24 protein-coding genes are annotated in these 23,059 nt (G+C 47.4%); 22 read left to right on the top strand and 2 right to left on the bottom strand.

Features of this window, described 5'->3' with window-relative positions; translation table 11 throughout:
• Positions 1-70 precede the first annotated feature (70 nt).
• The 8 genes from AB5935_RS13130 (at position 71) to AB5935_RS13095 (ending at position 7,678) form a co-directional block, all read left to right on the top strand.
• Positions 71-886, top strand: a complete 816-nt coding sequence (locus AB5935_RS13130) for a tyrosine-type recombinase/integrase (RefSeq protein WP_368327452.1) — start codon at positions 71-73, stop codon at positions 884-886.
• A 303-nt stretch (positions 887-1,189) separates the two neighbouring features.
• Positions 1,190-2,335 carry a site-specific integrase gene (locus tag AB5935_RS13125; protein ID WP_004319337.1) on the top strand — a complete coding sequence of 382 codons (1,146 nt, stop codon included), beginning with the start codon at positions 1,190-1,192 and terminating at the stop codon, positions 2,333-2,335.
• Between the two features lie 63 nt (positions 2,336-2,398).
• Positions 2,399-3,175 (top strand): hypothetical protein, encoded by a 777-nt coding sequence (locus tag AB5935_RS13120; protein ID WP_004319338.1) that lies wholly within the window; start codon positions 2,399-2,401, stop codon positions 3,173-3,175.
• A gap of 147 nt (positions 3,176-3,322) precedes the next feature.
• A complete protein-coding gene (locus AB5935_RS13115) occupies positions 3,323-3,685 on the top strand; it encodes a helix-turn-helix domain-containing protein (RefSeq protein WP_004319339.1) in 363 nt (120 codons plus the stop codon).
• The gene (locus AB5935_RS13110) at positions 3,682-4,131 is read left to right on the top strand and encodes a helix-turn-helix domain-containing protein (RefSeq protein WP_004319340.1); all 450 of its coding nucleotides are present in this window, start codon (positions 3,682-3,684) and stop codon (positions 4,129-4,131) included. Before AB5935_RS13115 ends, AB5935_RS13110 begins: the two co-directional genes overlap by 4 nt.
• Entirely contained in the window at positions 4,128-5,216 is a 1,089-nt protein-coding gene (locus AB5935_RS13105) for an AAA family ATPase (protein ID WP_004319341.1), read from the top strand. The genes AB5935_RS13110 and AB5935_RS13105 overlap by 4 nt, the downstream gene beginning before the upstream one ends.
• A 63-nt stretch (positions 5,217-5,279) precedes the next feature.
• Complete coding sequence (locus tag AB5935_RS13100; RefSeq protein WP_004319342.1) at positions 5,280-6,161, top strand: toprim domain-containing protein; 882 nt, start codon at positions 5,280-5,282, stop codon at positions 6,159-6,161.
• 80 nt (positions 6,162-6,241) lie between these two features.
• Entirely contained in the window at positions 6,242-7,678 is a 1,437-nt protein-coding gene (locus tag AB5935_RS13095; RefSeq protein WP_004319343.1) for an RNA-binding domain-containing protein, read from the top strand.
• A gap of 57 nt (positions 7,679-7,735) precedes the next feature.
• Here the strand turns inward: AB5935_RS13095 and AB5935_RS13090 are convergent, their stop codons facing one another.
• Together AB5935_RS13090 and dnaN are read right to left on the bottom strand one after the other, a co-directional pair.
• A complete protein-coding gene (locus AB5935_RS13090) occupies positions 7,736-8,050 on the bottom strand; it encodes a hypothetical protein (RefSeq protein ID WP_005836142.1) in 315 nt (104 codons plus the stop codon).
• A gap of 76 nt (positions 8,051-8,126) precedes the next feature.
• Positions 8,127-9,260 (bottom strand): DNA polymerase III subunit beta, encoded by a 1,134-nt coding sequence (gene dnaN / locus AB5935_RS13085; RefSeq protein WP_005836144.1) that lies wholly within the window; start codon positions 9,258-9,260, stop codon positions 8,127-8,129.
• 481 nt (positions 9,261-9,741) lie between these two features.
• Here dnaN and AB5935_RS13080 point away from each other — a divergent pair, with 481 nt between their 5' ends.
• The 14 genes from AB5935_RS13080 (at position 9,742) to traK (ending at position 23,058) form a co-directional block, all read left to right on the top strand.
• Positions 9,742-10,161, top strand: coding sequence for a hypothetical protein (locus AB5935_RS13080; protein WP_004319346.1), 420 nt, complete (start codon positions 9,742-9,744; stop codon positions 10,159-10,161).
• Entirely contained in the window at positions 10,151-10,486 is a 336-nt protein-coding gene (locus AB5935_RS13075) for a DUF4134 domain-containing protein (RefSeq protein ID WP_004319347.1), read from the top strand. Before AB5935_RS13080 ends, AB5935_RS13075 begins: the two co-directional genes overlap by 11 nt.
• Positions 10,487-10,540: 54 nt before the next feature.
• Positions 10,541-10,906: a DUF4134 domain-containing protein gene (locus tag AB5935_RS13070; protein WP_004319348.1), complete on the top strand. Its 366-nt coding sequence runs from the start codon at positions 10,541-10,543 to the stop codon at positions 10,904-10,906.
• Positions 10,907-10,912: 6 nt separating this feature from the next.
• Positions 10,913-11,215: a hypothetical protein gene (locus tag AB5935_RS13065; protein WP_004319349.1), complete on the top strand. Its 303-nt coding sequence runs from the start codon at positions 10,913-10,915 to the stop codon at positions 11,213-11,215.
• Positions 11,212-12,756: a fimbrillin family protein gene (locus tag AB5935_RS13060; RefSeq protein ID WP_005836147.1), complete on the top strand. Its 1,545-nt coding sequence runs from the start codon at positions 11,212-11,214 to the stop codon at positions 12,754-12,756. The genes AB5935_RS13065 and AB5935_RS13060 overlap by 4 nt, the downstream gene beginning before the upstream one ends.
• Positions 12,757-12,777: 21 nt before the next feature.
• Positions 12,778-13,191, top strand: coding sequence for a hypothetical protein (locus AB5935_RS13055; RefSeq protein WP_004319351.1), 414 nt, complete (start codon positions 12,778-12,780; stop codon positions 13,189-13,191).
• 5 nt (positions 13,192-13,196) lie between these two features.
• Positions 13,197-15,905 carry a TraG family conjugative transposon ATPase gene (locus AB5935_RS13050; protein WP_004319352.1) on the top strand — a complete coding sequence of 903 codons (2,709 nt, stop codon included), beginning with the start codon at positions 13,197-13,199 and terminating at the stop codon, positions 15,903-15,905.
• Positions 15,906-15,917: 12 nt separating this feature from the next.
• Entirely contained in the window at positions 15,918-16,241 is a 324-nt protein-coding gene (locus AB5935_RS13045) for a hypothetical protein (protein ID WP_004319354.1), read from the top strand.
• Positions 16,242-16,266: 25 nt separating this feature from the next.
• Positions 16,267-18,831 carry a hypothetical protein gene (locus tag AB5935_RS13040; RefSeq protein WP_034523140.1) on the top strand — a complete coding sequence of 855 codons (2,565 nt, stop codon included), beginning with the start codon at positions 16,267-16,269 and terminating at the stop codon, positions 18,829-18,831.
• Positions 18,824-19,561 carry a hypothetical protein gene (locus AB5935_RS13035; protein WP_035449210.1) on the top strand — a complete coding sequence of 246 codons (738 nt, stop codon included), beginning with the start codon at positions 18,824-18,826 and terminating at the stop codon, positions 19,559-19,561. Before AB5935_RS13040 ends, AB5935_RS13035 begins: the two co-directional genes overlap by 8 nt.
• A gap of 31 nt (positions 19,562-19,592) precedes the next feature.
• A complete protein-coding gene (locus AB5935_RS13030) occupies positions 19,593-20,333 on the top strand; it encodes a DUF5045 domain-containing protein (protein WP_004319359.1) in 741 nt (246 codons plus the stop codon).
• A 48-nt stretch (positions 20,334-20,381) separates the two neighbouring features.
• Entirely contained in the window at positions 20,382-21,230 is an 849-nt protein-coding gene (locus AB5935_RS13025) for a phage antirepressor Ant (protein WP_004319361.1), read from the top strand.
• Positions 21,231-21,233: 3 nt separating this feature from the next.
• Entirely contained in the window at positions 21,234-22,364 is a 1,131-nt protein-coding gene (locus tag AB5935_RS13020; RefSeq protein ID WP_004319363.1) for a hypothetical protein, read from the top strand.
• A 79-nt stretch (positions 22,365-22,443) separates the two neighbouring features.
• Positions 22,444-23,058 carry a conjugative transposon protein TraK gene (gene traK, locus AB5935_RS13015; protein WP_004319365.1) on the top strand — a complete coding sequence of 205 codons (615 nt, stop codon included), beginning with the start codon at positions 22,444-22,446 and terminating at the stop codon, positions 23,056-23,058.
• The last annotated feature ends 1 nt before the right edge of the window (position 23,059 follow it).

The raw sequence follows: 23,059 nt of genomic DNA, 5'->3' as shown, positions 1-23,059 counted from the left end.
CCTTGATTGTTCATGGTACAAAGGTGCAAATTTTCTATAGAATTAAAGAATTTTCCCCCTGATTTATCGGGTGAGCCGAAAGACATCATCAGAAAACCATGTGCATTCAGCCTTAAAACAATTGCGGAAATACAATGCCAAAGCTCGTTTGTGCGATGTGGATAAGGATTTCTTGGATGGCTTTGTTGAATTTATGAAAGGGCAAAAAGCAAGGCGTACCAAAGTTCCTTTTGCCAAAAAAACCATATCCAATTATCTTGGGGTTATCATTACAGCCTTGAATATGGCAGTTGATGATGATGTGTTGTCTGTAAATCCCGGATTGGCTATTGACAGGAAAGCCATTTGCGGTGAAGAAACTCCACGCGAGTATCTGACTATTGATGAAGTCCGCAAGCTCATAGAAGCGGATGCACCAAGAGCAGATGTGAAAATTGCATTTTTGTTTTCCTGTTTCTGTGGATTACGGTTAAGTGATGTCCGTGCCTTGCAATGGAAAAAAATCATTGAAGATAACGGGAATATTCACATGGAGTTGCGACAAAAGAAAACTGGTCGGATGCTGTACTTGCCACTCAACAAGCAAGCGCAAGCCTATCTGCCTCACACTAAGAGAAGTGCTGAAGATTATGTATTTTCTCTGCCTTGCACTTCTACCATTGATTTACAGTTGAAGAAGTGGGCCCAAAATGCAGGAATCAATAAAAAACTGACCTATCACATGAGTCGGCATACTTTTGCAACAATGGAGCTTACCATGGGGGCAGATTTATACACAACTAGTCAGTTACTTGGTCATGCCGATGTGGAAACAACACAAGTTTATGCGAAAATCATAGATGCTAAAAAAGAAGCCGCTGTATTACTAATAGATTCTCTATTCTAATATTTATAGTCAAACAGAAATATATTGCAAATTTTGCATGTCGCAATTATCTGTGTATCAGTCATAGCAGAAAGAAATTTTTCGTAATTCAATTCTGTTTGACCATGACAATCTTATTTCTATTTTTAAATTATACAGTATGTATTGTTTAATTAAAAATACTGTGTATATTTGCATTTTGTAGAAACAGCCTCTTTATGTCTGTTCCTCAGAAAGCTATGTTATCCATTATTGTATAGTAACATTAATCAAGATAACAAAATGCAATTAATCTTTTCATGAATAATAGTACAACAAAGGTATATGGCACGTACGAAAAAGCAAGTTAAAGTAAAGGAACCTGTCCGTTTACGTTTTAATGAACTCAAAGATGGCAGGAAGTCCATCTATTTGGATATTTACTACAATGGCCGGAGAACTTACCAGTCATTGAAACTCTATCTTGTACCAGAAACGGATGTGTCGGCGCAAATCCAAAATGCCAACACACTCGCAATAGCCAATGCCATTAAGACCGAAAAAATTTTGGACCTGACCAACAAGATAGCAGGTATCACAGACCGTTCGTATAAAGCGAATATGCTTTTCACGGACTGGATGAGAGTTTATCGGCAAGATGTGGAAAAACGGGCTTCGGCATCTGCACTTATTTGGGTAGATCGGGTAACTAATGAATTGGAGAAGTACGATAACAGTGTTACCCTTGCAGAAATAGATAGGGATTATATTATGAGATTTCTCAGCCATTTACTAGATAGACCTGCACTCACACGTGACCATAACCAACTGGCCAAAAATACGGTTTTCCTCTACCTCTCTTATATACGGGCTGCACTGAATTATGCAGTTAAGGAGAACCTGCTCCAGTCAAGCCCATTCAAGAAAATCAAACGGGATATGCTTTCAGGTTCGGAAGCCAAACGTGAATATCTTACAGTAGAGGAAGTAAAACGTCTTATTGCAACTCCTTGCCGTCGGGATGATATGAAGGCTGCATTTTTGTTTTCCTGTTTTTGCGGTTTGCGCATTATGGACATCAAAAACTTGTGTTGGAAACACATTAGTAAAAACGGGAACAGGTGGCAGGTAGAAATACGGCAGTATAAAACCGGCGCATTGTTGTATTTGCCATTGAACATGAATGCACGGAAATGGATGCCGGAACAAGGGGATGCTTCTTCTGAAGACCGTGTATTTCCCAAGTTGAGTATTTGGTATAAAAGCATACTTCGCGATTGGGCCACAGATGCCGGAATAGAAAAGAAATTTTCATTCCACGTGGCGAGGCATACGTTCGCAACGCTGGCCTTGACCGCAGGGGTTGACATCTATACGACAAGTCAATTATTGGGTCATGCCAATATCAGACACACTCAGAGGTACGCACAAATCATCAATTCTAAGAAAGACCATGCCATCTCCCTTTTGGATGACGCATTTATCCAATAACTTAAAACAATAGATTTATGAAGCGTAACCGTAGAAATGATTGCCTTTTTTTAAAACAAGAGATTGGCAAACAAGCCGCACAAGAGTGTCGGAAATGAACGTGATGAACTTTTTGCCTTGCTGAAAGAAGCCTCTTTTACTTATCGGAAGGAAGTTATCGGTGAGAGTAAATTGTATGAACTGTATGTGGAGGATTTTCTGAACGGTCATTATTATAGTGACCACCGGGATGCCGCCGGGAAAAACCGACATCGGAAAAACATCGGTATTCTCAGAGGAATACTGACAAAACGTAAAGACCTTGTGGAGCTATTCTTCTCCAATATACTTTTTGCTCCTAACCGCATGGATGAGTTGCTTCGTCTGTTCAACACAACGAAAGCATCCTCCGGTCTGAAAGAAGAACCGGATAAGCCACGCCCTGAAACGAACCTTCCTGCCTTGTCTTTGGGTAGCTTTTTGAATGACAATCAACTGAGCCTCATTGCGCATTGTGCTAATGAGGCTCAACTTTTCACTACCCCTGTGAATGCAGGCATACTGCGTTCTCTTTTGGAAGGCACGTTGCATCAGCCGTTGAAGTCTGCCAATAACCGGTTGGTAGCTTTCTTTTTCGACCGGTTATGTCACCACCGTCTCATTCTCGGACGTTGGGAACATCTGTTGGAACAGGCCGGTTCCATATTGGGTTCCAAAGACGGCCGTCCGCTCAAACACGGCCAGTATTCCAGTGCACTTAGTCTTGCCAAGAGCAATCCAAACAGTATGCAGGAGGTAATCAGCCAATGCGTACAAGCTGTCAGAGAAATGACAGAAAGAAACACAACGGATAACAAGTGACACAGAAAAGGATAACAGTTCGGATAACACTTCCGAACTGTTACTCTCCTTTTTACAAGCATTGAAAAACACATATCTACCTTTGCCCCGAAGCGATAAAGTTTCGGGGTATCACTCCCCCATGTCTAACTCAAAAAAGAATACAAAATGAACCAACAAGAAGAAAGAAACTGTGTAGCGGTGTCCTGTTCATCATGTTTCCTGAAGCTTAGTATGCTCCAGAAACAAACGGAGAAGATTGAAAATATGCTGTTTTGCATCAAGAAAACACTCAATTTCAAAGAAGCCTGCCTGTATATGGGGCTGTCGAGAAGCCAGTTGTACAAACTTGCCAAGAACGGGCATATCCCCCACTACAGACCGTCCGGTAAACTGTTGTATTTTAACAAGCAGGAATTGGACGAATGGCTCTGCCGGAACCAAGTAGAAGAAACCGAAAAAAACTGTCCAAAGGAGATGCCGGACAGCATGAATGAATGTGTTGAACCCGATAAACAATTTGCATCATGACAGAAGCCGGATTTCTTGAAACACTTAAACGGGTAGAAGATGTGGCCGTCATCCTGACCCGAATGGAAGATATAAACGTAGTATTGGGCAAGATAACCACCATTGAAGCCTTCATTGATCGTTTCGGGACGCTTGAAGCCTTGATAGAGCGTTTTGAAAGCGTGGAGAATCAACTCTATTACCTGAAAGATATGCTGAATATTGATGAAGCCGCCAAATACCTGAATATCTCCAAAGGGCATATGTACCGGCTTACCTCCAACCGTGACATATCCTACACCAAACCGAATGGCAAGAACATCTTCTTTGAAAGGAAGGAACTGGATGAATGGAAACGGCGCAATCCAGTCCTTTCACAAAGGGAACTGGAAAGACAGGCTGCTATAATGACCGCCCATGACCACACCGGCAAGCCCAACCATAAAAAGAAAGGGGGAAAGCCATGATACCGACCCACCTGCTTCAAACCGGAAATGACATAGATCGTTCGGTTTATGAACAAATCCTGCAATTCATCCGCCTACGTGTCACCGAGACCTACGCTTTTCCGCCGGAAATTGTCCGTGTCGATGACATAACCATTGCCACGCTCGGCAACTTCAGTGCTTCGGTCGGTAAGCCCAAAAGCAAAAAGACTTTCAACATCACGGCAATTGTGGCTGCAGCGTTGTCGGGCAAAAACGTGTTACGCTACAACGCACATTTGCCGGAAGGCAAGCACAAGGTGCTTTATGTAGATACGGAACAAAGCAAATGCCATTGCCACAAGGTGCTTGAACGCATCCTGAGACTGGCCGGGCTACCTACTGACCGTGAAACGGACAACCTCGAATTTTTCATGCTGCGGGAATACAGCCCCAAACAACGCCGACAGATTATCAACCATGCGCTGGCTTCCGATCCGGGTATCGGTTTTGTTGTCATTGACGGCATCCGTGACCTCCTGTATGACATCAACAGTCCCAGTGAGTCTGTTGATTTGATAAACGACCTCATGCGCTGGTCAAGTATGCACGACCTCCATATCCATACAGTATTACATCTGAACAAAGGAGATGACAATACGAGAGGACATATTGGCACAGAACTGAATAACAAAGCGGAAACCATTCTGCAAATCACCAAGAGCCAGTTTGACGGTAATATCAGTGAAGTAAAAGCCATGCACATTCGTGAAAAGGAGTTTGAGCCGTTCGCTTTCCGCATCAATAACGATGCCTTGCCTGAACTGGTGGGAGAATACTCGTTTACACAAGAGCGTAAGGGCTTCTGCGAATCCATTTCCGATGTACAACACGCCCAGGCTCTCAGGCTGGCATTCAGCGAGGGGGACATAACCGGATACAGACCGCTTATCAAAGCGCTCCAACAGGGATATACCGAAATCGGCTTCAAGCGTGGCCGGAACATCTGCATTGAACTGAACAAGTATCTGATGGGGCGTGGCATTATCGTGAAACAGGATAAGAGCTACCATTACAATCCGAAGGTGCTGGAGTATAGCGGCTGTACCTCCGATAAAGAGGTTTAGTTTAACGTCGGTGTATATATAAGATAAACTTTATTAAACCCGAATAGAAACACAAAAGTTATTATGAACATAGCCCAGACCAAACAAATAGATATTGTGGACTTCTTGAAAGCAATCGGTTGTTTCCCTACAAGGGAAACCGCTTGTGCGGCATGGTTCCGTGCCCCGTATAGGGAAGATATGACACCTTCATTCAAAGTCAATAAAAATCGGAATATCTGGTATGATTTCGGACTTGCCCGGAGTGGCGACATCATAGACTTGGGTATTCTTATCTATCATACCAATGATATATCCCGTGTACTGAAACTGATAGAAAACGCCACCCCGGGAGTACCTGTCAAGGCAAGAACATTCCTGCCCTCTTCTGAGGAAAGGAATGAGATCTTGCGGAACATCCAAATCGGTGCGCTGACTTCGGTAGCCTTGAAGTCCTATCTGGCTTCACGGGGCATTGATATGGAAATCGGAATCAGGGAATGCTGGGAGATACACTATACCTGCCGTGGAAGAGCCTACTTCGCTATCGGTTTTCCTAATATAGCCGGTGGATATGAAATGCGCAGTCCGTACTACAAAGGGTGCATTGCACCTAAAGACATATCAGTGACCAACACCACAAAGACCACTTTGGCATGTTGCCTGTTTGAAGGCTTTATGGACTTTCTTTCTTATTTGACACTAGTAAAACAAGGAAAGTTGCCGCCTCCGTGCAGACAGCCGGATTTAATTGTACTGAACTCGGTGAACAACCTGTCCAAAGCTCTGTCCCGGTTGAAAGCATACAAGAAAATCTATTGCTTCCTCGACAATGACGATGCCGGACGAAAGGCGGTGGATCTGCTTCGGGAAATGAATACGGCTACGGTATATAATGTGATGGAGGCGTTTCCTTATTATAAGGATGTCAATGACCTGTTGCGCGATAAGAAAAGGATGCCGTGAATTGACTTTAAACAAAAGAATCATGTCCTACACAAGTTTATGTGCTGGATATTTTGTATTTTTGCCTAACAATTAGAACAATGGAACAAGAACGATTTAAAGAAATACTGGAAATAGGAGAAACCATTCGGGTGGAGTTTAAACGCTGTGGAAATGGCATTGAAAGCGATACCTATGAAACGGTATGCTCTTTTCTCAACCGTTTTGGCGGTGATCTATTTTTAGGCGTGACGGATTCCGGTCGTGTTGTCGGCGTACCTGAAAATTCCGTATCTTCAATGATTAAGAATTTTATCAGTTGTGTCAGCAATTCGGATTTGATAACTCCTACTGTTTATTTGGAGCCCAGACCGCTTCTCTATGAGGGTAAAACCGTGATACACATTCATGTCAATCCGAGTGCAGAAGTCCATTCCTATAAAAAGGAGATATTTGACCGGGTGGATGATGCGGACGTACACGTGACCAGCACCTCACAAATAGCGATGATGTATATCCGTAAGCAAAGTATCTTTACAGAACGGAAGGTATTTCCATATATAAAAGTGGAAGATTTGCGACTCGACCTTTTGCCGACTATCAGACAAATGGCTGCTAATTCCGCTAACGGTCGGCATATTTGGCAAAAGACGGATGATATGGAGTTGTTACGCTCTGCCGGTCTGTTCGGTACGAATCATGAGACAGGAAAGCATGGACTGAATCTTGCAGCCGTATTACTGTTAGGTCGTGACGACGTTATAAAAGATGTGGCACCGGCTTATGAAACGGATGCTTTGCTTCGCCGAATCAATATAGACCGGTATGACGACAGGGAGATTGTATGTACCAACCTTGTGGAAAGCTATGATCTGTTGATGGAATTTGCCCAAAAACATTTGCCGGATCCGTTTTATCTTGAAAATGAACAACGGATAAGCCTGCGTGGAGTAATATGCAGGGAAATGGTATCAAACATACTCATCCATAGAGAATTTTCAAGTTCTTATCCTGCCAAATTCGTTATTGAGAATAACCGTATATACACGGAAAATGCTAACCGTGCCTCGTGGTCGGGTGAGATAACCCCGGAAAATTTTGAGCCGAATCCCAAAAATCCAATCATCGCCTCCTTTTTCCGCAATATCGGATTGGCCGACAAACTCGGTTCCGGTGTGCGTAATATTTTCAAATACGCCAAGTATTATCAAGGTGGGCATCCCCATTTTTTTGAACAGGATATTTTCCGTACAAGTGTTGAGTTTGAAAGTGAGACTATAAAAGTGGCAGATGCGACTATAAATGCGACTATAAGTGATGCTGATGCGACTATAAACGCGACTATAAGTGAAGAGGATTTGCAGATGTTGAGACTTATTCAAGCCAAGCCTGACATCACCTATACGGAATTGTCCGAACAGTTGAATTTGCATCGTGCTACGGTTGCCAGACGTATCAAGAGCCTTGCGGAAAAAAGAGTCATATCGAGAATCGGTGCCAGAAAAACAGGTGCATGGAAAATTAATATTTCTTTATAAAACAGGAATATATAAAATGGAAGAAGGTATCTACTCTGATACCTTCTTTCATGTATATTAATCTGTTATCTCACAAAAATAATCCAACTCGTCGCCTTTTAGATTCTCCATTGCATATTGTTCGGTCTGTTCCCAAAGTTTTTCATACAGTTCTGAAAATTGTGGTTTTGTTTCATGGTGTTGCCATACTTTATGGTTGAGTACCAATGTTAGCTCCGTGAGATACTTACAATTATCTTTCCATTCTTCAAACGCACGGTTGAAGGTGTTCTGAATACCTGCAAGTCCAAAATGGTCGGCTATCGTAAAATCGTTCCAGAAGGTGGTCTGCAACTCGTAGTCGTTTTCTTTCATAAATTCTCTGAATGTCATGTCATTTCAATTTTAGGATTTTATTATTAATCCCCTGCCGCAATTGAAGTGCAGGGGAATTTCTTCAATACCGGTATCAAGCCGATAGCAGTATGGGCATAATCAATGCTACGGTTTCCATCTGGTCATCGTCGGTTACAGGGGTGATAACACCTGCACGTTCTTGCGTGCTTAACTTGAACTGTACCTCTTTGGTGGTGATATTTTCCAGCGTTTGTTTCAAAAACTCCGCTTTGAAGCCGATGCGCAAATTGCCGCCTTGATAGGCACAAAATACCGTTTCTTCAGCATGGGTGGAACAATCAATATCCTTTCCCGAAAGCACCAACGACAATCCCGAAAAGTTCATGGCCACCTCGCAACGTGCCTTGTCCGCAAATACGCTTACCCGTCTGACGGCCGCCAACAGTTCGTTTTTGTCGAGAATGGCGTTTTTGTCACTATCCGTGGGGATAACGGCATTGTAGTTGGGGTATCTTCCCTCTATCAGCCGTGTGCGGAAATAGTCTGTTTCTGTTTGGAAGGCCATTTCACGGTCAGTAATGAATACCTGCACTTTCTCATCTGACTTACTTGTCATACTGCGCACAATCTTTGCAGCTCTTGAATGTAACAGGAAATTGTACTCTTGTCCGTCATCCTCAACCTTGTAAATGTTCCGTACCAACATGGAGCCATTGGTAGCGGCACATTGCAATTCATCGCCCTTCTTAGTGAAATAGATGCCGCAAAATATAGGACGAAGGTCATCGTTGCCAACGGCATATAAAGATTTGCCGATACTATCATTCAAGACAGATGCTTCGATAGTGGCCTTCACGTTTTTCTCCATTGTGCCAGGAAGGACGTAATCCTTTGCCGGAAATCCCACCATGTCGAACTGGCCGTTGTTGTAGCGGATAACTACCGACAAATTTTCCTCGTCCGCTTCAAAAGTGACAGGCTGGTCTCCTAAATTCTTCAACGAATCAAGCAAAAAACTCGCTGTGACACATATACTTTCGCTGTGTCCGTTAGCTCCGTCCATATCTATGACAGGGAGCGTGCTGCATCGGCTACAATCCATGTCGGATGCCGTTATTCTCAATACACCGTCTTTGAGTTCCAATAGGAACGTGGAATAGATAGGCAATGCCACCTTACTGTTCATTACTTTTGCCAATGCAATTAACTTGGCGTTCAATTCTGTTGCTGAAATTGTGAACTTCATAACTGATTTGATTTATTTCCCTATCATCGGGAGCCTTTGCCCCTTATTGTGAGGAAGTTATTTATGGTGCTCCGACTTGGCAGGTGCGTATGGCACAAACTTTTTGGTTGAAATACGCTTTTTACGCGTGTGGAAAAAGGAAGATTTCAATCACTGGGGCACTGATTATCCGAAAATCCGCTGCCTCCCGCCCTAAAAGTTTGGAGCAATCAAAGCAAGCCTGCCGGAACTTTGCGCCAGAAATGCCTCCGCTCAATGAGGGCATAGATGTGTATGATTCATATCTCCTTGTATATAAATGGTAGAGAGCGGAATACCTGTAATTGTGGTATCGGAGTATGATTGACAGTCTGATTTTTCACTGCAATCATAAACCCGGTTAAAAAAGGAGGCTTTGTTGCTTTGTCTTTCATCGTGTACCTCTATTTCATTATTCCTTTGCGGCATCAATCGAACAATCAACGCATAAACACAATACGAAATGAGTCCATTTTTGACATTTGCCATTTGCCTGAGCATCGCCTACCTCCTTTACTACGGTGCCAACATCGGCAAGGATTTATACGCTACCGGAAAGCAACTTACTTCCAACGAGGAAGTGTTTGAGATTGAAGACGTTCCAGTTGAAACCGCCGTCTCTGTGAATGAACAGGGAGACGGCTTTTTTATTGGCGATGCCGAACCGGAAGAACCTGCGGAAGTGCTTGACCCGGAAAAGGAAAGCGAAAAGAAAGAAACTGCCGAGACAGAGAGACGCATTGCTTCGCTGCAAGAGAATCTGGATGAAGCGGACGTAACGAGCGAATACGGCATCAAAGCCCCAGAACTCCATGAGTTACTGGAAGGCAAGAAAGCTTCGCTGTTCAAACCCGAAATCAATGTCATCCGAAATGTATTGTAAGAAGATTATCCGTTATAGCCTGCCGGTGTCGTGCCTCCTTTCGGCGCAGTCCGTTTTCGCCAAATGTGGCGGCGTGGATTACAGTTGGGGAGCCGATGCGCTGGCACTGATGCACGACTATGTAGTGACCATGATGCTCTATGTGCTGTATTTGACCTATGCCATTGCTGCACTTGTTACTATTTACGCCAGCCTACAAATCTTCATCAAGATGAATGCCGGCGAGGAAGGTATCGTCAAGGAGATACTCATGGTTGTGGGAGCCTGTATGTTCATGATTGGAGCCTCTATCGTGTTCCCAGCTTTCTTCGGCTATCAAGTTTAAAAAATACTCATCTGCGCAGAGAGTACCATAATGTCTAATTAAAAACAAGAACGAATGTTGCAAAAAATTAAGAAAATGATGAAGGGCATCTGCTCTTCCGAAAGAATCAAGATGCTTTCATTTATGCTGCTGGTCGGAACGGTGACAGCTTTCGCCCAGAACGCGGCCGGTGACTACTCCGCCGGAACGACCGCCCTCGGCACGGTGACGGACGAAATCGCCAAGTACGTGCCGTATGTAGTGAAACTGTGTTACGCCATTGCCGGCATTGTGGCCGTTGTGGGAGCAATCAGCGTGTATATCAAAATGAACAACGAGGAACAGGACGTGAAGAAGTCTATCATGATGATTGTAGGAGCTTGTATCTTCCTGGTAGCTGCTGCACAGGCACTTCCGTTGTTTTTCGGTATCTCCGCTTAACGGCGCATGGGAACCCAAACGGACAACAGCCGCTACACGGGGTACCCACTGTTCAAGGGGCTTCAACGGCCTCTTGAACTGATGGGACTTCAGGGGCGGTACATCTATTGGGCGGCCGGAGCTGTCGGCGGGGCCATTCTCGGCTTTATCCTTGCCTACTGCCTGATAGGTTTCCTCGCCGGACTGCTCACTTTGGTGGCCTCTCTCGCCGTGGGTGCCGGATTTATCCTGCTGAAACAGCGCAAAGGGCTGCACAGCAAGAAGAACGATAAAGGAGTATTCATCTATGCTTATTCAAAAAGGAAATGACAATAACCGTAGTTTGTAGAAAAAGTAAAATTGCTTGGCTGTTTCTTCCATGTGTCCTACTGCTCGCATCCTGTGGAAAACGACAGGTAACGAAATCCGCCACGGTAGAAGCGCAACAGACAGCCGGTAAAATTCGGCAAGGCTGGGCTACAGCCTGCCGTCCGTTGACAATCACTTCAGAGGGAATGGAAACAGGACTGCCGGACATCGGGGTGTATATGCATCTTGCGGACGCCACAGACACGGAACGGAACGCCTTTTACGGAGTGCCGTTCATTTATGATAACGGGCGTTATGTGGCGCAGAAACATCATACCGTGACCGCTGACACGCTTGCCGCCATCTATGCCTGTTTCCCTTATCGGCAAGGACTTGCCGCAGATGATAGTCTTGTACTGGCTGCTCCTTTCGGGGAAAACCTGTACGCTGTGGAAACGGCCCGGCATATCGGCAAGGAGATTTCCGTGGAAATGGATTGGCGCAGTTCAATGGTGCTACTCTGCATCGGATGCGAGAGTGACCGGTTGCAAGAGCGGCTGGATGAACTTACGCTTACGGGGGAGAACCTTTGCGGACAGGCTGTCTATCAGCCTTACTTGGGTAAATGGAGACCTGTGGGCAAAGGAGGCACGTTGAACGCCACGGATGCGGACTGCCTGTTGAACAATGGCCGGAAACATGACTTTTATCTGGTGCCTACCGATACGGAAGGCGCGGTGACGATTGCCGCCACCATTGACGGACACCCATACGCCGTGCGGACAACATTGCCTCCCATGCAAGCAGGAAGCCTTGTAAGGCTAAACCTGCACAAAGGCAAGGAAGGATTGGCGGTGAATGGCAGTTGGGTGGAAACCCGGCGTAAGCTCCGCTACCAGCCTGTGCAGCGTGTGGATTCCGTGGAAGTGGGTCACTACCTGCAAAAAGACGGTGGGATATGTCCTCAACGTGACAGCAATTCAATTGCCATGGTAGTGGAAACGGACGGGAGGCACGGCAAAGCGGTGGCGTTGCGCGACAGCGAGGGTCGGTATTGCTATTCGGGAAAAGTTTTGACTTCCGGTAAAACTTTCCAGACCATTGATGGTAAACGTAAAGAGGGAGTCGTCAATCCCAGGCAAACGGATGAAATCATCGATGAGAACAAACTCATCTTTACTTCGGGAATGCCCTACGGTGAGCAATGCGCCTTCGGCTATGCAGACGGTGCCGATCTTACCCAAAGGCTGATTGACAAGTACCGTCAAACGGAGCATGCCTACCGAAGGAACGGGAGGCTGCTCGCCAGGAAAGAAATGCTTGCTGAAGTGGAGCAGCATCCGGGAAGCTATGTGCCGTCACTTGCGGAACTGGCACAGCTCTATCATCACCGGCAACTCGGAGAAACAGTCGGCTGTGAACCGATGCGAGGAGAATACCTGACCGTCAGCGAGAGTTCGGACAAGACCTTTTATCTGATTGACATGGAGAACGGTATTGTGACCGGAACCTTGTCAAAACAATATGCCAGCTTACGGCTGCGGTTATTTTATCTATTTTGATTCACCTAAAAAACAACACAAATGAACAATCTGGTAATATACAACGAAGCAGAAATCAACTCAGTGGAAATCTGCGTGCTTCCACCTTTATTCAAAGTAAAGGTAGTTATGGACTCCGATACCGATGCCACTGTGACGATTACAGACATTAACGGTGCAGAGGATTTTGCATCCGTGTGCATTGAAACGAACCGGAAGGAGCTTTCCGATGTACAGTTCACCGACAAGGAAAGGCTGTATATCGGTCGGGAGGTGGCACGCTGTATTGCGGCAGACATCGCCCTGTTTGTGGGACATGGCATTGTGCCTTATGAGTGCTACGATGAGCATCCTACGTTTGACCTGTTCAAGTTTTCGGATAAATGGGAGAATGATTTAGCTTTCGGAATCCGAAAGGTTTATTTCGCCCGATGTGACGGAAGCCAAAAACAATAACGCCCATGACGATTTATATTCTACTGATTCTTGCGGCTGTAGGCACGGGTATGGCCATATCGGTATATGCCTTTGGCACAGGAGGAAAGCGCAAGCGCATCTTCCAAGACATTTACTTCTCCGTGGAAGACAACGAGGGTGTCGGCGTGGTATATACCAAAAACGGAGAGTATGCGGCTATCCTGCGCATGGAGAACCCGGTGGATAAATACTCCGCTGACATAGACGGGTACTATGAATACACCCGGCTGTTCACCGCCATTGCCCAAACACTCGGCGAAGGGTATGCGCTGCACAAGCAGGACATATTCGTGCGCAAACCGTTCTGTGATGAGAGCGAAAGCAAGCGCGAATACCTGTCCGAATCCTACTTCCATTACTTCAATGGCAGGGAATATACGGACAGCCAGACCTATCTGACCGTGACGCAGGAAGCGCAAAAGAGCCGCCTTTTCTCTTTTGACGGCAGAAAGTGGCGTGACTTCCTGGTGAAAATCCGCAAAGTGCAAGACCAATTGAAGGATGCCGGTGTACGTGCCGAATTTCTGACAAAGGAAGATGCCAGCGAGTATATCGACCGCTATTTTGCCATGGATTTTACCCACAAGACACTCTCAATGAACAATTTCAAGGTGGATGAGGAATGTGTGCGCATGGGTGACCGGAAATGCAAAATATTCTCACTTGTGGACGTGGACAGCATCAACCTGCCCAGCTTGGTACGTCCCTTTGCCAACATCGAGGTGAACAACACGCAGATGCCTGTTGATGTGATGGCGGCCATTGACCAAATCCCGGAAGCGAGGACGGTCGTTTACAACCAGATGATTTTCATTCCTAACCAAAAAAGGGAGCTTGCGCTGTTGGAAAAGAAGAAAAACCGCCACGCAAGTATTCCCAATCCGGGCAACCAAATGGCCGTGGAGGACATCAAGCAGGTACAGGAAGTCATGGCCAGGGAGGGAAAGCAACTAGTCTATACGCACTACAACCTGGTGGTGTGCTGCGACAGTGATGCCGACCTGCAAAAGCCCACCAATCATCTGGAAAACACGTTCGGACGTATGGGCGTCCATATCTCCAAGAGGGCTTACAACCAACTGGAACTGTTCGTCAATTCGTTTCCGGGAAACTGTTACGGCATGAGTGCGGAGTATGACCGCTTCCTGACGCTGGGCGATGCCGCCGCCTGTCTGATGTACAAGGAAAAAATACAGCACAGCGAGGACACGCCGCTGAAGATTTACTATACGGACAGGCAGGGCGTGCCGGTGGCCATTGACATTACGGGAAAAGAAGGGAAACACAAACTGACGGACAACTCCAACTTTTTCTGCCTGGGGCCTTCGGGAAGCGGCAAATCGTTCCACATGAACAGCGTGGTACGCCAACTACACGAACACGGAACGGATGTGGTGATAGTGGATACAGGTAATTCCTACGAGGGATTGTGCGAATATTTGGGTGGGAAGTATATCAGCTACACCGAGGAAAAGCCCATTACGATGAACCCTTTCAATATCACGAAGGCGGAACTGAACATCGAAAAGATAGACTTCCTGAAGAACCTGATTCTGCTGATATGGAAAGGTTCGGATAGTAAAATTTCGGAACTGGAGTTCCGTATCATCGAGCAGATTGTGACAGACTACTACGATGCCTACTTCCACGGTTTCAAGGGCTATGACCCGTTGCAGCGTGAGACCCTGCGCAAGACACTGACCGCCGCCGAAAAGCGCAAGGGTACGTGGAGTGTGGAGGAAATGGCGACACTCGGTAAGAAGATTGATGCGAAAATCAAGTTGCTGGAGGAACGGCGAAAAGCTTTGGCGGTGGCTTCGCTGTCGTTCAATACCTTCTATGAATACTCTTGTGAACGGTTGGAGCTTATCTGCCTAGAGAACAACATCACGGAAATCGACTACGACAAATACGCATACATGATTCAGCCTTTCTACAAAGGCGGCAACTATGACAAGATTCTCAACGAGAATGTGGATACCACGCTGTTCTCAGAGACCTTTATCGTCTTTGAAGTGGATGCAATCAAGGAAAATAAGAAACTTTTTCCTATTGTCACGCTTATCATCATGGACGTGTTCTTGCAGAAAATGCGTCTGAAAAAGAAGCGAAAAGTCCTGGTAATAGAGGAAGCATGGAAGGCAATCGCCTCGCCACTCATGGCCGAGTACATCAAGTTTATGTACAAGACGGCAAGAAAGTTTTGGGCAAGTGTCGGCGTGGTGACACAGGAGATACAGGACATCATCGGCAGCGAAATCGTAAAAGAGGCCATTATCAACAACTCCGATGTGGTGATGCTTCTTGACCAAAGCAAGTTCAAGGAACGCTTCGACAACATCAAGGCTATTCTCGGACTGACGGAAACGGACTGCAAGAAAATCTTTACCATTAACCGACTGGAGAACAAGGAAGGACGCAGTTTCTTCCGGGAAGTATTCATCAGGCGTGGTACGACCAGCGAAGTCTATGGCGTGGAGGAACCGAGGGAATGCTACATGACTTACACCACCGAACGGGCGGAAAAAGAAGCGTTGAAACTCTACAAGGCAGAACTGAAATGCAGCCATCAAGAAGCTACGGAAGCCTATTGCCGAGACTGGAAACGGTCGGGTATTGAAAAATCGCTGCCTTTTGCACAAATGGTAAATAAGGCAGGCAAAGTATTGAACCTGAAAGAAAAACAATTCTAAAATCATATTATCATGCAAGAAGAAAAATTTATCAGCGAGTTTTGGAAATCCAACGAACGTAGCAATTTCTCCAAGGAAGCAACGGTACTGTTCTTCTACCTTATTTATATTTGGAAGAACGAGAACAAACCAGAAAAGTTCTATGTGCATCCGGCGAGCCTGCTTTGCAAGGTACGCGGATTTACCGTAAAAGATGTGCTGTCAGCCAGCAAGGAACTGCAAGAGCGGAACTACATCAGCTTCACGGCACCGGAAAAGGACTGGTGTTCGGGGGAATACAGCCTGTGTATGGAACGAGCAGGACAAGGGAAAGAGATAACGGCTAACGGCAAATAACCCCTTAACCACCCCCCACCTCGCCATGTATAGAATCCTATTGCTTCTGACCTTAGCCTGCACCTTTGTCTTTCCAACAAGGGCGCAGTACGTGCGTGTAAACTACGACAAGAAAACGGTGGCCGCCATGGTCGCCGCCTATGGGACGGAAACGGTGGCTGAAGCCTACTACAATGAGCAGGTGAAAGCCATACTGGAACGGTACAATGCCGCCGAAATCGCCGCCGCCGGAATTTTTACGTCCAAATTCCTCGACCGCAAAGGATTGACGGAACTGGGAATCTGGAGCAACCAGACGGAGAACCAATACTACCGAAGGATTTACCACCTGGTGAGTGCCAAAATCATGCCAAAGATATGGACGGTGGCCGGGATGATGCTCCGATCGCCCCAGACTGCCCTGTATTGGGGAAGCTACCTGATGAAAATCTGCACGGAAGTGAAAACGCTCTGTATGCAGTTTGAGTCGGTAGTGACCAATGGCAGCCTGTCGTTCAACGACATCGCTTTCCTGCAACTGAATCCGCAGGTGGCCTCGCTGTTCACCCTGTCGGAGAACGGTGGCATTAATTGGAAAACCTTTCTTGACGACTTGGGCGACATTCCACATAACTTCACCAAAGAGAACCTGAAGGCAGACCTTGACAACCTCTATAACATGGGGGTCAATATCGCCACCGCCGGAACGGAGAACCTGAGCGAACACATCTTGGGAGAGAGCAACTTCCACGACCTGTTGCAAGGAAACGTGACTGCCATTGCCCACGCCGTGGAAAACAGCTACGACCTGTACCAAAGCCTTGACAATTCGGTAGGTAGCACGTTGCTCTCCTTAGTTGGAGGACCGGAGAACGTAGCCGGGCTGTTCCAACTCGACAATTACAATCTGACGGCGTGGATGACCGATTACCTGCGTGAGACGATGGGGCAATACTATACCCAACGGTGGTACATTTACCGCAGGGATGCCGGCCAGGAGGTGCTTTGCGACTACTCCCCTGCCACAGACGACAACAGCGTAATCAATGGTGGGGAATGGACACGCTTCAATACTTCCGATGCCAACTTTTACCCGAATACCACCCAGACCGAACAGGTGCTTAGCAATTCGGAACGATATGCCGGATGGTCGAGGGCGCAGGTGGAACAACTGAACCGCCGAAACGACGGAAACACTTACAGTATCAGCTATTACCGTTCCAGTTATATCATATCCAAAGGAGGCAAGCAGACCAAGAAAGCCTATGCATACAGCATCAAGGTGACGAAAAGCTGGAACCATACAGAAGAAGTGTATGAGGACGTGTTCGATTCATATACCATGGACTTGAACACTTTCAAGGGGCAGCTTCAAGCCCGGCTGTCAGAATACAACGAGAACGAGGAAGGCACCGTGTATTACATCGGCTCCGATGCGAAAAACTACTACCAGGCTACGGATGAAGCGAAACTGAAAGGCAGCGAGAGCGTAATGATAAGCGTGACCTGCCATGAGGGGGTGAGCCTGATTTCAGGCACCACCCAATACAAATGCCGCAGTTGCGGAAGCAGCCTGAACGCACACTCCAAGGAGTGCGTGATGCGGACAACCGTATCGGAAGATGATGAATTGGACTTGTCCGGCTTGGACGAACTGGAACAGGAATACAACGGGGAAGCCGCCGTGCTGCAAGCCCGGATAGACGGGCTGGAGGCGGAAAATGCGGAACTTATCAGGCAGATAGCTTCCGCCACCGTGGAGGAAGCCGCCGTGCTCCGGCAAACCTATAACAACAATAAGAACGAAATCAGCCGGATAGAAACGGAACTCTCCGCCGTGCGCCGGAAGCAGGCGGAACTGGCACAGGCCAAAGAAGAAGCCGCCGCCGACAACGACGTGCCTACCGATGATTACTACCGTATTCCGGCTATCATGCAGGACTGCAAGGCCGCCTACGACCTGACATGGAAAGGCGAAGGTTGGTGGTCGGGCTATACCTACCTGCGTGAAGCTGTCGCTCCGAACATCAACGGGGTGATTACATTCCGTGCCTCCCTGCAGATTGCCCGGAAGCCGAAATACTTCCTCGGCATCAAGATACACCGTGCCATTATGGAAATCAGTTGGGAGCTGACCGCCGAATACAGCGATACGGAGGTGGTGGATATTATCCAGTTTGATCCAGAGAAAAGCGAGACTGAGAAAAAGGACGAAGTGAACAGCCGCCTGTCGGAAATCGCCCGTGAATACCCCTCCTGCAAGATAAGCACGGAATACTTTCGAAGCGAACCGCCGGAAACGGACAATACTGGCGATACCTATCACCTGCTATGGTCGTCAGACCGGCTGGAAATCGCCCGCCAGGTACATACAAGGCTGAGCCATATCTATGCCGACCTGGTATCGCTGGAGAAAATGATGCACTACAAGCTCTCCATTGTGGACGTGCTGCGTGATGCGGCTCCCTATATCAATGACGAACGGGGCAGGCGGCTGACTTTAGTGGAACAATGCCGGAAACGGTGGTTGCACGGGGCGGCTGAAAACCTGCACTCCGTGGACTACAACGGCAAATACGAAGATGAAGAAAGGGGGAACGGAAATGAATGACCGGACACGATACCTACTCCTGTTGCTGTTGGCGGTGCTGCCCACCGTAGTAGTGAAGGCGCAATGGAACTTCGACATTCCTGTGGTGGAAGCCTATATCAACGACCACAAGCAGCAACGGAGCCTGTTGCTGGCACGCTCCACACTGGAGCTGAGCAACCAACTGTTGCATGAATACAGCAGCGATGCCGCCGTGGAATACAAGGAACTGAACATCGACCTTGACAAATACACGAGGGCGTTCGATGTGATTGACGTGCTGTACCAGTCGCTCCGTACCTCGCTGAATGTCTATTCTACTTATGACACAGTGAGTGACCGTATCAGGGATTACAAGGATCTGTTGGACGATTATCGGGAAAAGGTATTGGAACGGGGGAAAATCTCTCCGGCCGACACCTTGCTTATCAGCGTGAACCTGCGCTGCATACGGAAGATTACCGATGAAGGGGAATCGCTGTACCGTTCGGTGGCTGACCTTGTGCTGTACGCCACTGGTGCCGCCGCCTGCTCGACCTCAGACCTGCTGTTGATACTGGAGGGTATCAATATCGGACTGGATAACATCGAAGCGCATCTGAACCGGGCATACTTTGAGACTTGGCGGTATATCCAACTGCGGATTGGCTACTGGAAAGAGAGCATTTATCGGAGGCAAAGCAAGCTGGAAATCATAGAGGGGGCGTTTGGACGGTGGAGGGAAGCCGGTCTGAATCCGGAAACGAAATGAAAAATTAAGAATAAAGAATGAGGAATCGGACATGAAGAATCGGAAGATGGGGAAAGGAATTTTAGTAGTGGGGCTTGTGCTCTATGGGGCGATGGATGTGGTGGCGCAAAGCGTGACCTATAGCCACGATGCTGCCAAGATGAACCAGATAACGGTGGGTGAAATCGGCTCCGGGTCGCTTACGCCCGGACTCTATTACCAAGCGTTGCACAAGTCGTACAGCAAGAGTGCGGCGAGCAAGAACAAACTGTCGTACCGTACCCTTGCCGGGGTGAACCTGTATAACCAGGTGGATGAAGCGGAAGCGTTGGACTCGGCAATGGTGGCACGGGCGAAAATTGAAGCCCTGAACGTGGCTGACCGTAGCGGCGGTGCGCTCGATGTGGCTTGGGCAGCGGAGGGAGGAAAGATAACCGACAAGATGGGTGACTTTGGGCGGAACATCAACCGCATCCTGCAAACAGGCGGCAACGGTGATGACCAAAGCTATTGGAAGGAGCATTACCAGATGTTCCAATGCGCCATAAGAGCCACGCAGGACGCTTATATGCCCAATGCCCAGCGCAAGAAACAATACCTGCGCATCTATACGGATGTGGCAAGGAAGAACGAAGAACTTATCCGCTACCTCGTCCGGCTATCCAACGCACGCAAGACCTCGGAACTGCTTGCTGCCACCAATCAAATAGAAAACCGGAAAGCGCAAGTAGTGGCTGCCGCCATGGGGCGGTGGCGTTCTGCCGGATGGACTACCGTGGATGGCAGGGAATGAAAAAGGAAAGGGAAAAAGAATTTATTAACTCTATAAATAATGACAAACATGAATCATCAAAACCAAGTGTTCAATCATCCGCAATTCGGGGAGATTTGTACCGTTCAACAGGAAGAAGGGAAAGTGTTGTTCAAGGCTAATGATGTGGCCCGTTCTTTAGGGTATGCAGAAGCTGCAAAGGCCGTCCGTACCCACTGTAAGGGGGTGTCCGTTTTAGACACTCCCATTGAGAATCAATACGGTACGGTTGTAATGCAACCTACCAAGTTTATCAGCGAATCCGATGTATATAGATTGGTGATGCGCTCCAAACTTCCGGAAGCTGAAAAGTTTCAGGACTGGGTCTGTGAGGAAGTGCTGCCTGCCATTCGGAAGGACGGGGCTTACCTGAGCGAGAAAGCCCTGCAACGCGCGGTGACAGACCCGGAGTTCTTTATCGGACTTGCCAATGCCATTCGGAAGGAGAAAGAGCAACGGCTGGAGATAGAGAGCTGTTGCACGGAACAACAGCTTTTGATTGACCGCCAAAAGGAAACAATCGAGGAGCTTGGCAAGCGTTCCGCTTACGCAGAGACCGTATTGCAGAACAAGGACTTGGTGGATATTACACAGATTGCGCAAGACTACGGTCTTTCAGGACGCCGTCTGAACGCTATTCTCCATGAAAAAAGGGTGCAATACAAGAGCGGCAAGCAATGGATTCTCTACGCTCCCTACAAGGGGAACGGGTATGTGGGTAGCGAAACCTCCCAGTTGGAGAACGGTAAGACCGTGATGCGTACCCGGTGGACACAAAAAGGCAGGCTATTTATCCATGACTTGCTGAAAGCGGACGGCATATTGCCGGTACATGAGATTGAAACGGAACAAACGGAAACATCCTCTAATATCCAGTAATGTATGGCAGACAATATCTTATCGGATTTCGGCATTGACATTCTCGAAGAAGAAATAGATGATGTGATATTCCAGACCAATGAGTTCCTGTGCGATGCGACTTTCACCGGCTCACAAGGGCCGTTTTGGTGGATCCTCCAAATGTGCATGGCGTTGGCAGCACTCTTTTCCATTATTGTGGCGGCGAACATGGCTTATAAAATGATGGTGAAACATGAGCCGCTGGACGTGATGAAACTATTCAAGCCACTGGCAATCGCTATCATCCTGTCGTGGTGGTATCCTCCTGCAGATACCGGCATGAACCGGAGCGGAAGCAGTTGGTGCGTGCTGGACTTCTTGTCGTACATTCCGAATGCCATTGGCTCGTACACGCATGACCTGTACCAGGCGGAAGCCACACAGATAAGCGACAAATTCCAAGAGGTGCAGGAATTGATTTATGTACGGGACACGATGTACACGAGTTTACAGGCACAGGCGGATGTCGCCCATTCGGGGGTGAGTGACCCCAATCTGATAGAATCTACCATGGAGCAGACCGGAGTGGATGAGGTGACGAATATGGAGGTGGATGCAAGCCGACTCTGGTTTACCTCGCTGGTAAGCGGTGCAACTGTGTGCATTGATAAAATCGTGATGTGTATTGCGCTGATTGTCTTTCGGATAGGCTGGTGGGCAACCATATACTGCCAGCAAATCCTGCTCGGTATGCTGACGATTTTCGGACCGATACAATGGGCATTCTCGTTATTGCCGAAATGGGAAGGTGCATGGGCAAAGTGGATGACACGTTATTTGACGGTGCATTTTTACGGAGCCATGCTCTACTTCGTTGGTTTTTACGTGCTGCTACTGTTCGACATCGTGCTGTGCATACAGGTGGAGAACCTGACGGCGATAACGGCGAGCGAGCAGACGATGGCCGCCTACCTGCAGAACTCCTTCTTCTCGGCAGGCTATCTGATGGCGGCAAGCATTGTAGCCCTGAAATGCCTGAACCTTGTGCCGGACCTGGCGGCATGGATGATACCGGAAGGCGATACGGCATTCAGTACCCGAAACTTTGGCGAGGGTGTGGCTTCACAGGCTAAAATGTCCACCACGGGGGCGATAGCGCACATGATGAGATAAGGGATTATGAAAAATTGAGAATGATGAATGAAGATTTTCTGAAAATAGGGAGTGAATTAAATAAAATAGAAAAAGCTGTATGGTAATCAAAAACTTAGAAAACAAAATCAAGCTGGTGACGATATTCTGCGGATTTTTCCTTGCCGGATGCGTCCTTATCAGCCTGTCAAGCATCTGGACAGCAAGGGTGATGGTAACGGATGCCCAACAGAAGGTATATGTATTGGACGGCAATGTACCTATCCTTGTGCAACGCACTACAATGGAGGAGACCCTCGATGTGGAAGCGAGAAGCCATGTGGAAATGTTCCACCACTTCTTTTTCACGTTGGCACCGGATGACAAATATATACGCTACACCATGGATAAGGCGATGTACTTGGTGGACGAGACCGGACTGGCACAGTACAATACACTGAAAGAAAAGGGATTTTACAACAATATCATGGGAACGAGTGCGGTATTCTCGATATTCTGTGACAGCATCAACTTCAACGAGGAGAAAATGGAGTTTACCTACTATGGCCGCCAACGCATCGAGCGGAGGACTTCCATTCTCACCCGTGAACTGGTGACCGCCGGCAAACTGAAACGGGTACCCCGGACGGACAACAACCCGCACGGGCTGCTGATAGTGGACTGGCGCACCCTGCTGAACAAAGACATCGAACAAAAGAATAAAAACAATTTCTGAT

The organism is Phocaeicola sp. RTP21198st1_B8_RTP21198_201120, from assembly GCF_040929485.1.
Classification (GTDB): domain Bacteria; phylum Bacteroidota; class Bacteroidia; order Bacteroidales; family Bacteroidaceae; genus Phocaeicola; species Phocaeicola dorei.
The sequence above is the reverse complement of the archived record's forward strand: the minus strand, read 5'-3'. Positions and strand labels throughout refer to the sequence as shown.

What these genes read in the sequence shown, in the direction of transcription:
- AB5935_RS13125 (WP_004319337.1), top strand. Translation starts at nt 1,190, where the DNA reads ATGGCACGTACGAAAAAGCAAGTTAAAGTAAAGGAACCTGTCCGTTTA.
- AB5935_RS13115 (WP_004319339.1), top strand. Translation starts at nt 3,323, where the DNA reads ATGAACCAACAAGAAGAAAGAAACTGTGTAGCGGTGTCCTGTTCATCA.
- AB5935_RS13110 (WP_004319340.1), top strand. Translation starts at nt 3,682, where the DNA reads ATGACAGAAGCCGGATTTCTTGAAACACTTAAACGGGTAGAAGATGTG.
- AB5935_RS13105 (WP_004319341.1), top strand. Translation starts at nt 4,128, where the DNA reads ATGATACCGACCCACCTGCTTCAAACCGGAAATGACATAGATCGTTCG.
- AB5935_RS13100 (WP_004319342.1), top strand. Translation starts at nt 5,280, where the DNA reads ATGAACATAGCCCAGACCAAACAAATAGATATTGTGGACTTCTTGAAA.
- AB5935_RS13095 (WP_004319343.1), top strand. Translation starts at nt 6,242, where the DNA reads ATGGAACAAGAACGATTTAAAGAAATACTGGAAATAGGAGAAACCATT.
- AB5935_RS13090 (WP_005836142.1), bottom strand. Translation starts at nt 8,050, where the DNA reads ATGACATTCAGAGAATTTATGAAAGAAAACGACTACGAGTTGCAGACC.
- dnaN (WP_005836144.1), bottom strand. Translation starts at nt 9,260, where the DNA reads ATGAAGTTCACAATTTCAGCAACAGAATTGAACGCCAAGTTAATTGCA.
- AB5935_RS13080 (WP_004319346.1), top strand. Translation starts at nt 9,742, where the DNA reads ATGAGTCCATTTTTGACATTTGCCATTTGCCTGAGCATCGCCTACCTC.
- AB5935_RS13075 (WP_004319347.1), top strand. Translation starts at nt 10,151, where the DNA reads ATGTATTGTAAGAAGATTATCCGTTATAGCCTGCCGGTGTCGTGCCTC.
- AB5935_RS13070 (WP_004319348.1), top strand. Translation starts at nt 10,541, where the DNA reads ATGTTGCAAAAAATTAAGAAAATGATGAAGGGCATCTGCTCTTCCGAA.
- AB5935_RS13065 (WP_004319349.1), top strand. Translation starts at nt 10,913, where the DNA reads ATGGGAACCCAAACGGACAACAGCCGCTACACGGGGTACCCACTGTTC.
- AB5935_RS13060 (WP_005836147.1), top strand. Translation starts at nt 11,212, where the DNA reads ATGACAATAACCGTAGTTTGTAGAAAAAGTAAAATTGCTTGGCTGTTT.
- AB5935_RS13055 (WP_004319351.1), top strand. Translation starts at nt 12,778, where the DNA reads ATGAACAATCTGGTAATATACAACGAAGCAGAAATCAACTCAGTGGAA.
- AB5935_RS13050 (WP_004319352.1), top strand. Translation starts at nt 13,197, where the DNA reads ATGACGATTTATATTCTACTGATTCTTGCGGCTGTAGGCACGGGTATG.
- AB5935_RS13045 (WP_004319354.1), top strand. Translation starts at nt 15,918, where the DNA reads ATGCAAGAAGAAAAATTTATCAGCGAGTTTTGGAAATCCAACGAACGT.
- AB5935_RS13040 (WP_034523140.1), top strand. Translation starts at nt 16,267, where the DNA reads ATGTATAGAATCCTATTGCTTCTGACCTTAGCCTGCACCTTTGTCTTT.
- AB5935_RS13035 (WP_035449210.1), top strand. Translation starts at nt 18,824, where the DNA reads ATGAATGACCGGACACGATACCTACTCCTGTTGCTGTTGGCGGTGCTG.
- AB5935_RS13030 (WP_004319359.1), top strand. Translation starts at nt 19,593, where the DNA reads ATGAAGAATCGGAAGATGGGGAAAGGAATTTTAGTAGTGGGGCTTGTG.
- AB5935_RS13025 (WP_004319361.1), top strand. Translation starts at nt 20,382, where the DNA reads ATGAATCATCAAAACCAAGTGTTCAATCATCCGCAATTCGGGGAGATT.
- AB5935_RS13020 (WP_004319363.1), top strand. Translation starts at nt 21,234, where the DNA reads ATGGCAGACAATATCTTATCGGATTTCGGCATTGACATTCTCGAAGAA.
- traK (WP_004319365.1), top strand. Translation starts at nt 22,444, where the DNA reads ATGGTAATCAAAAACTTAGAAAACAAAATCAAGCTGGTGACGATATTC.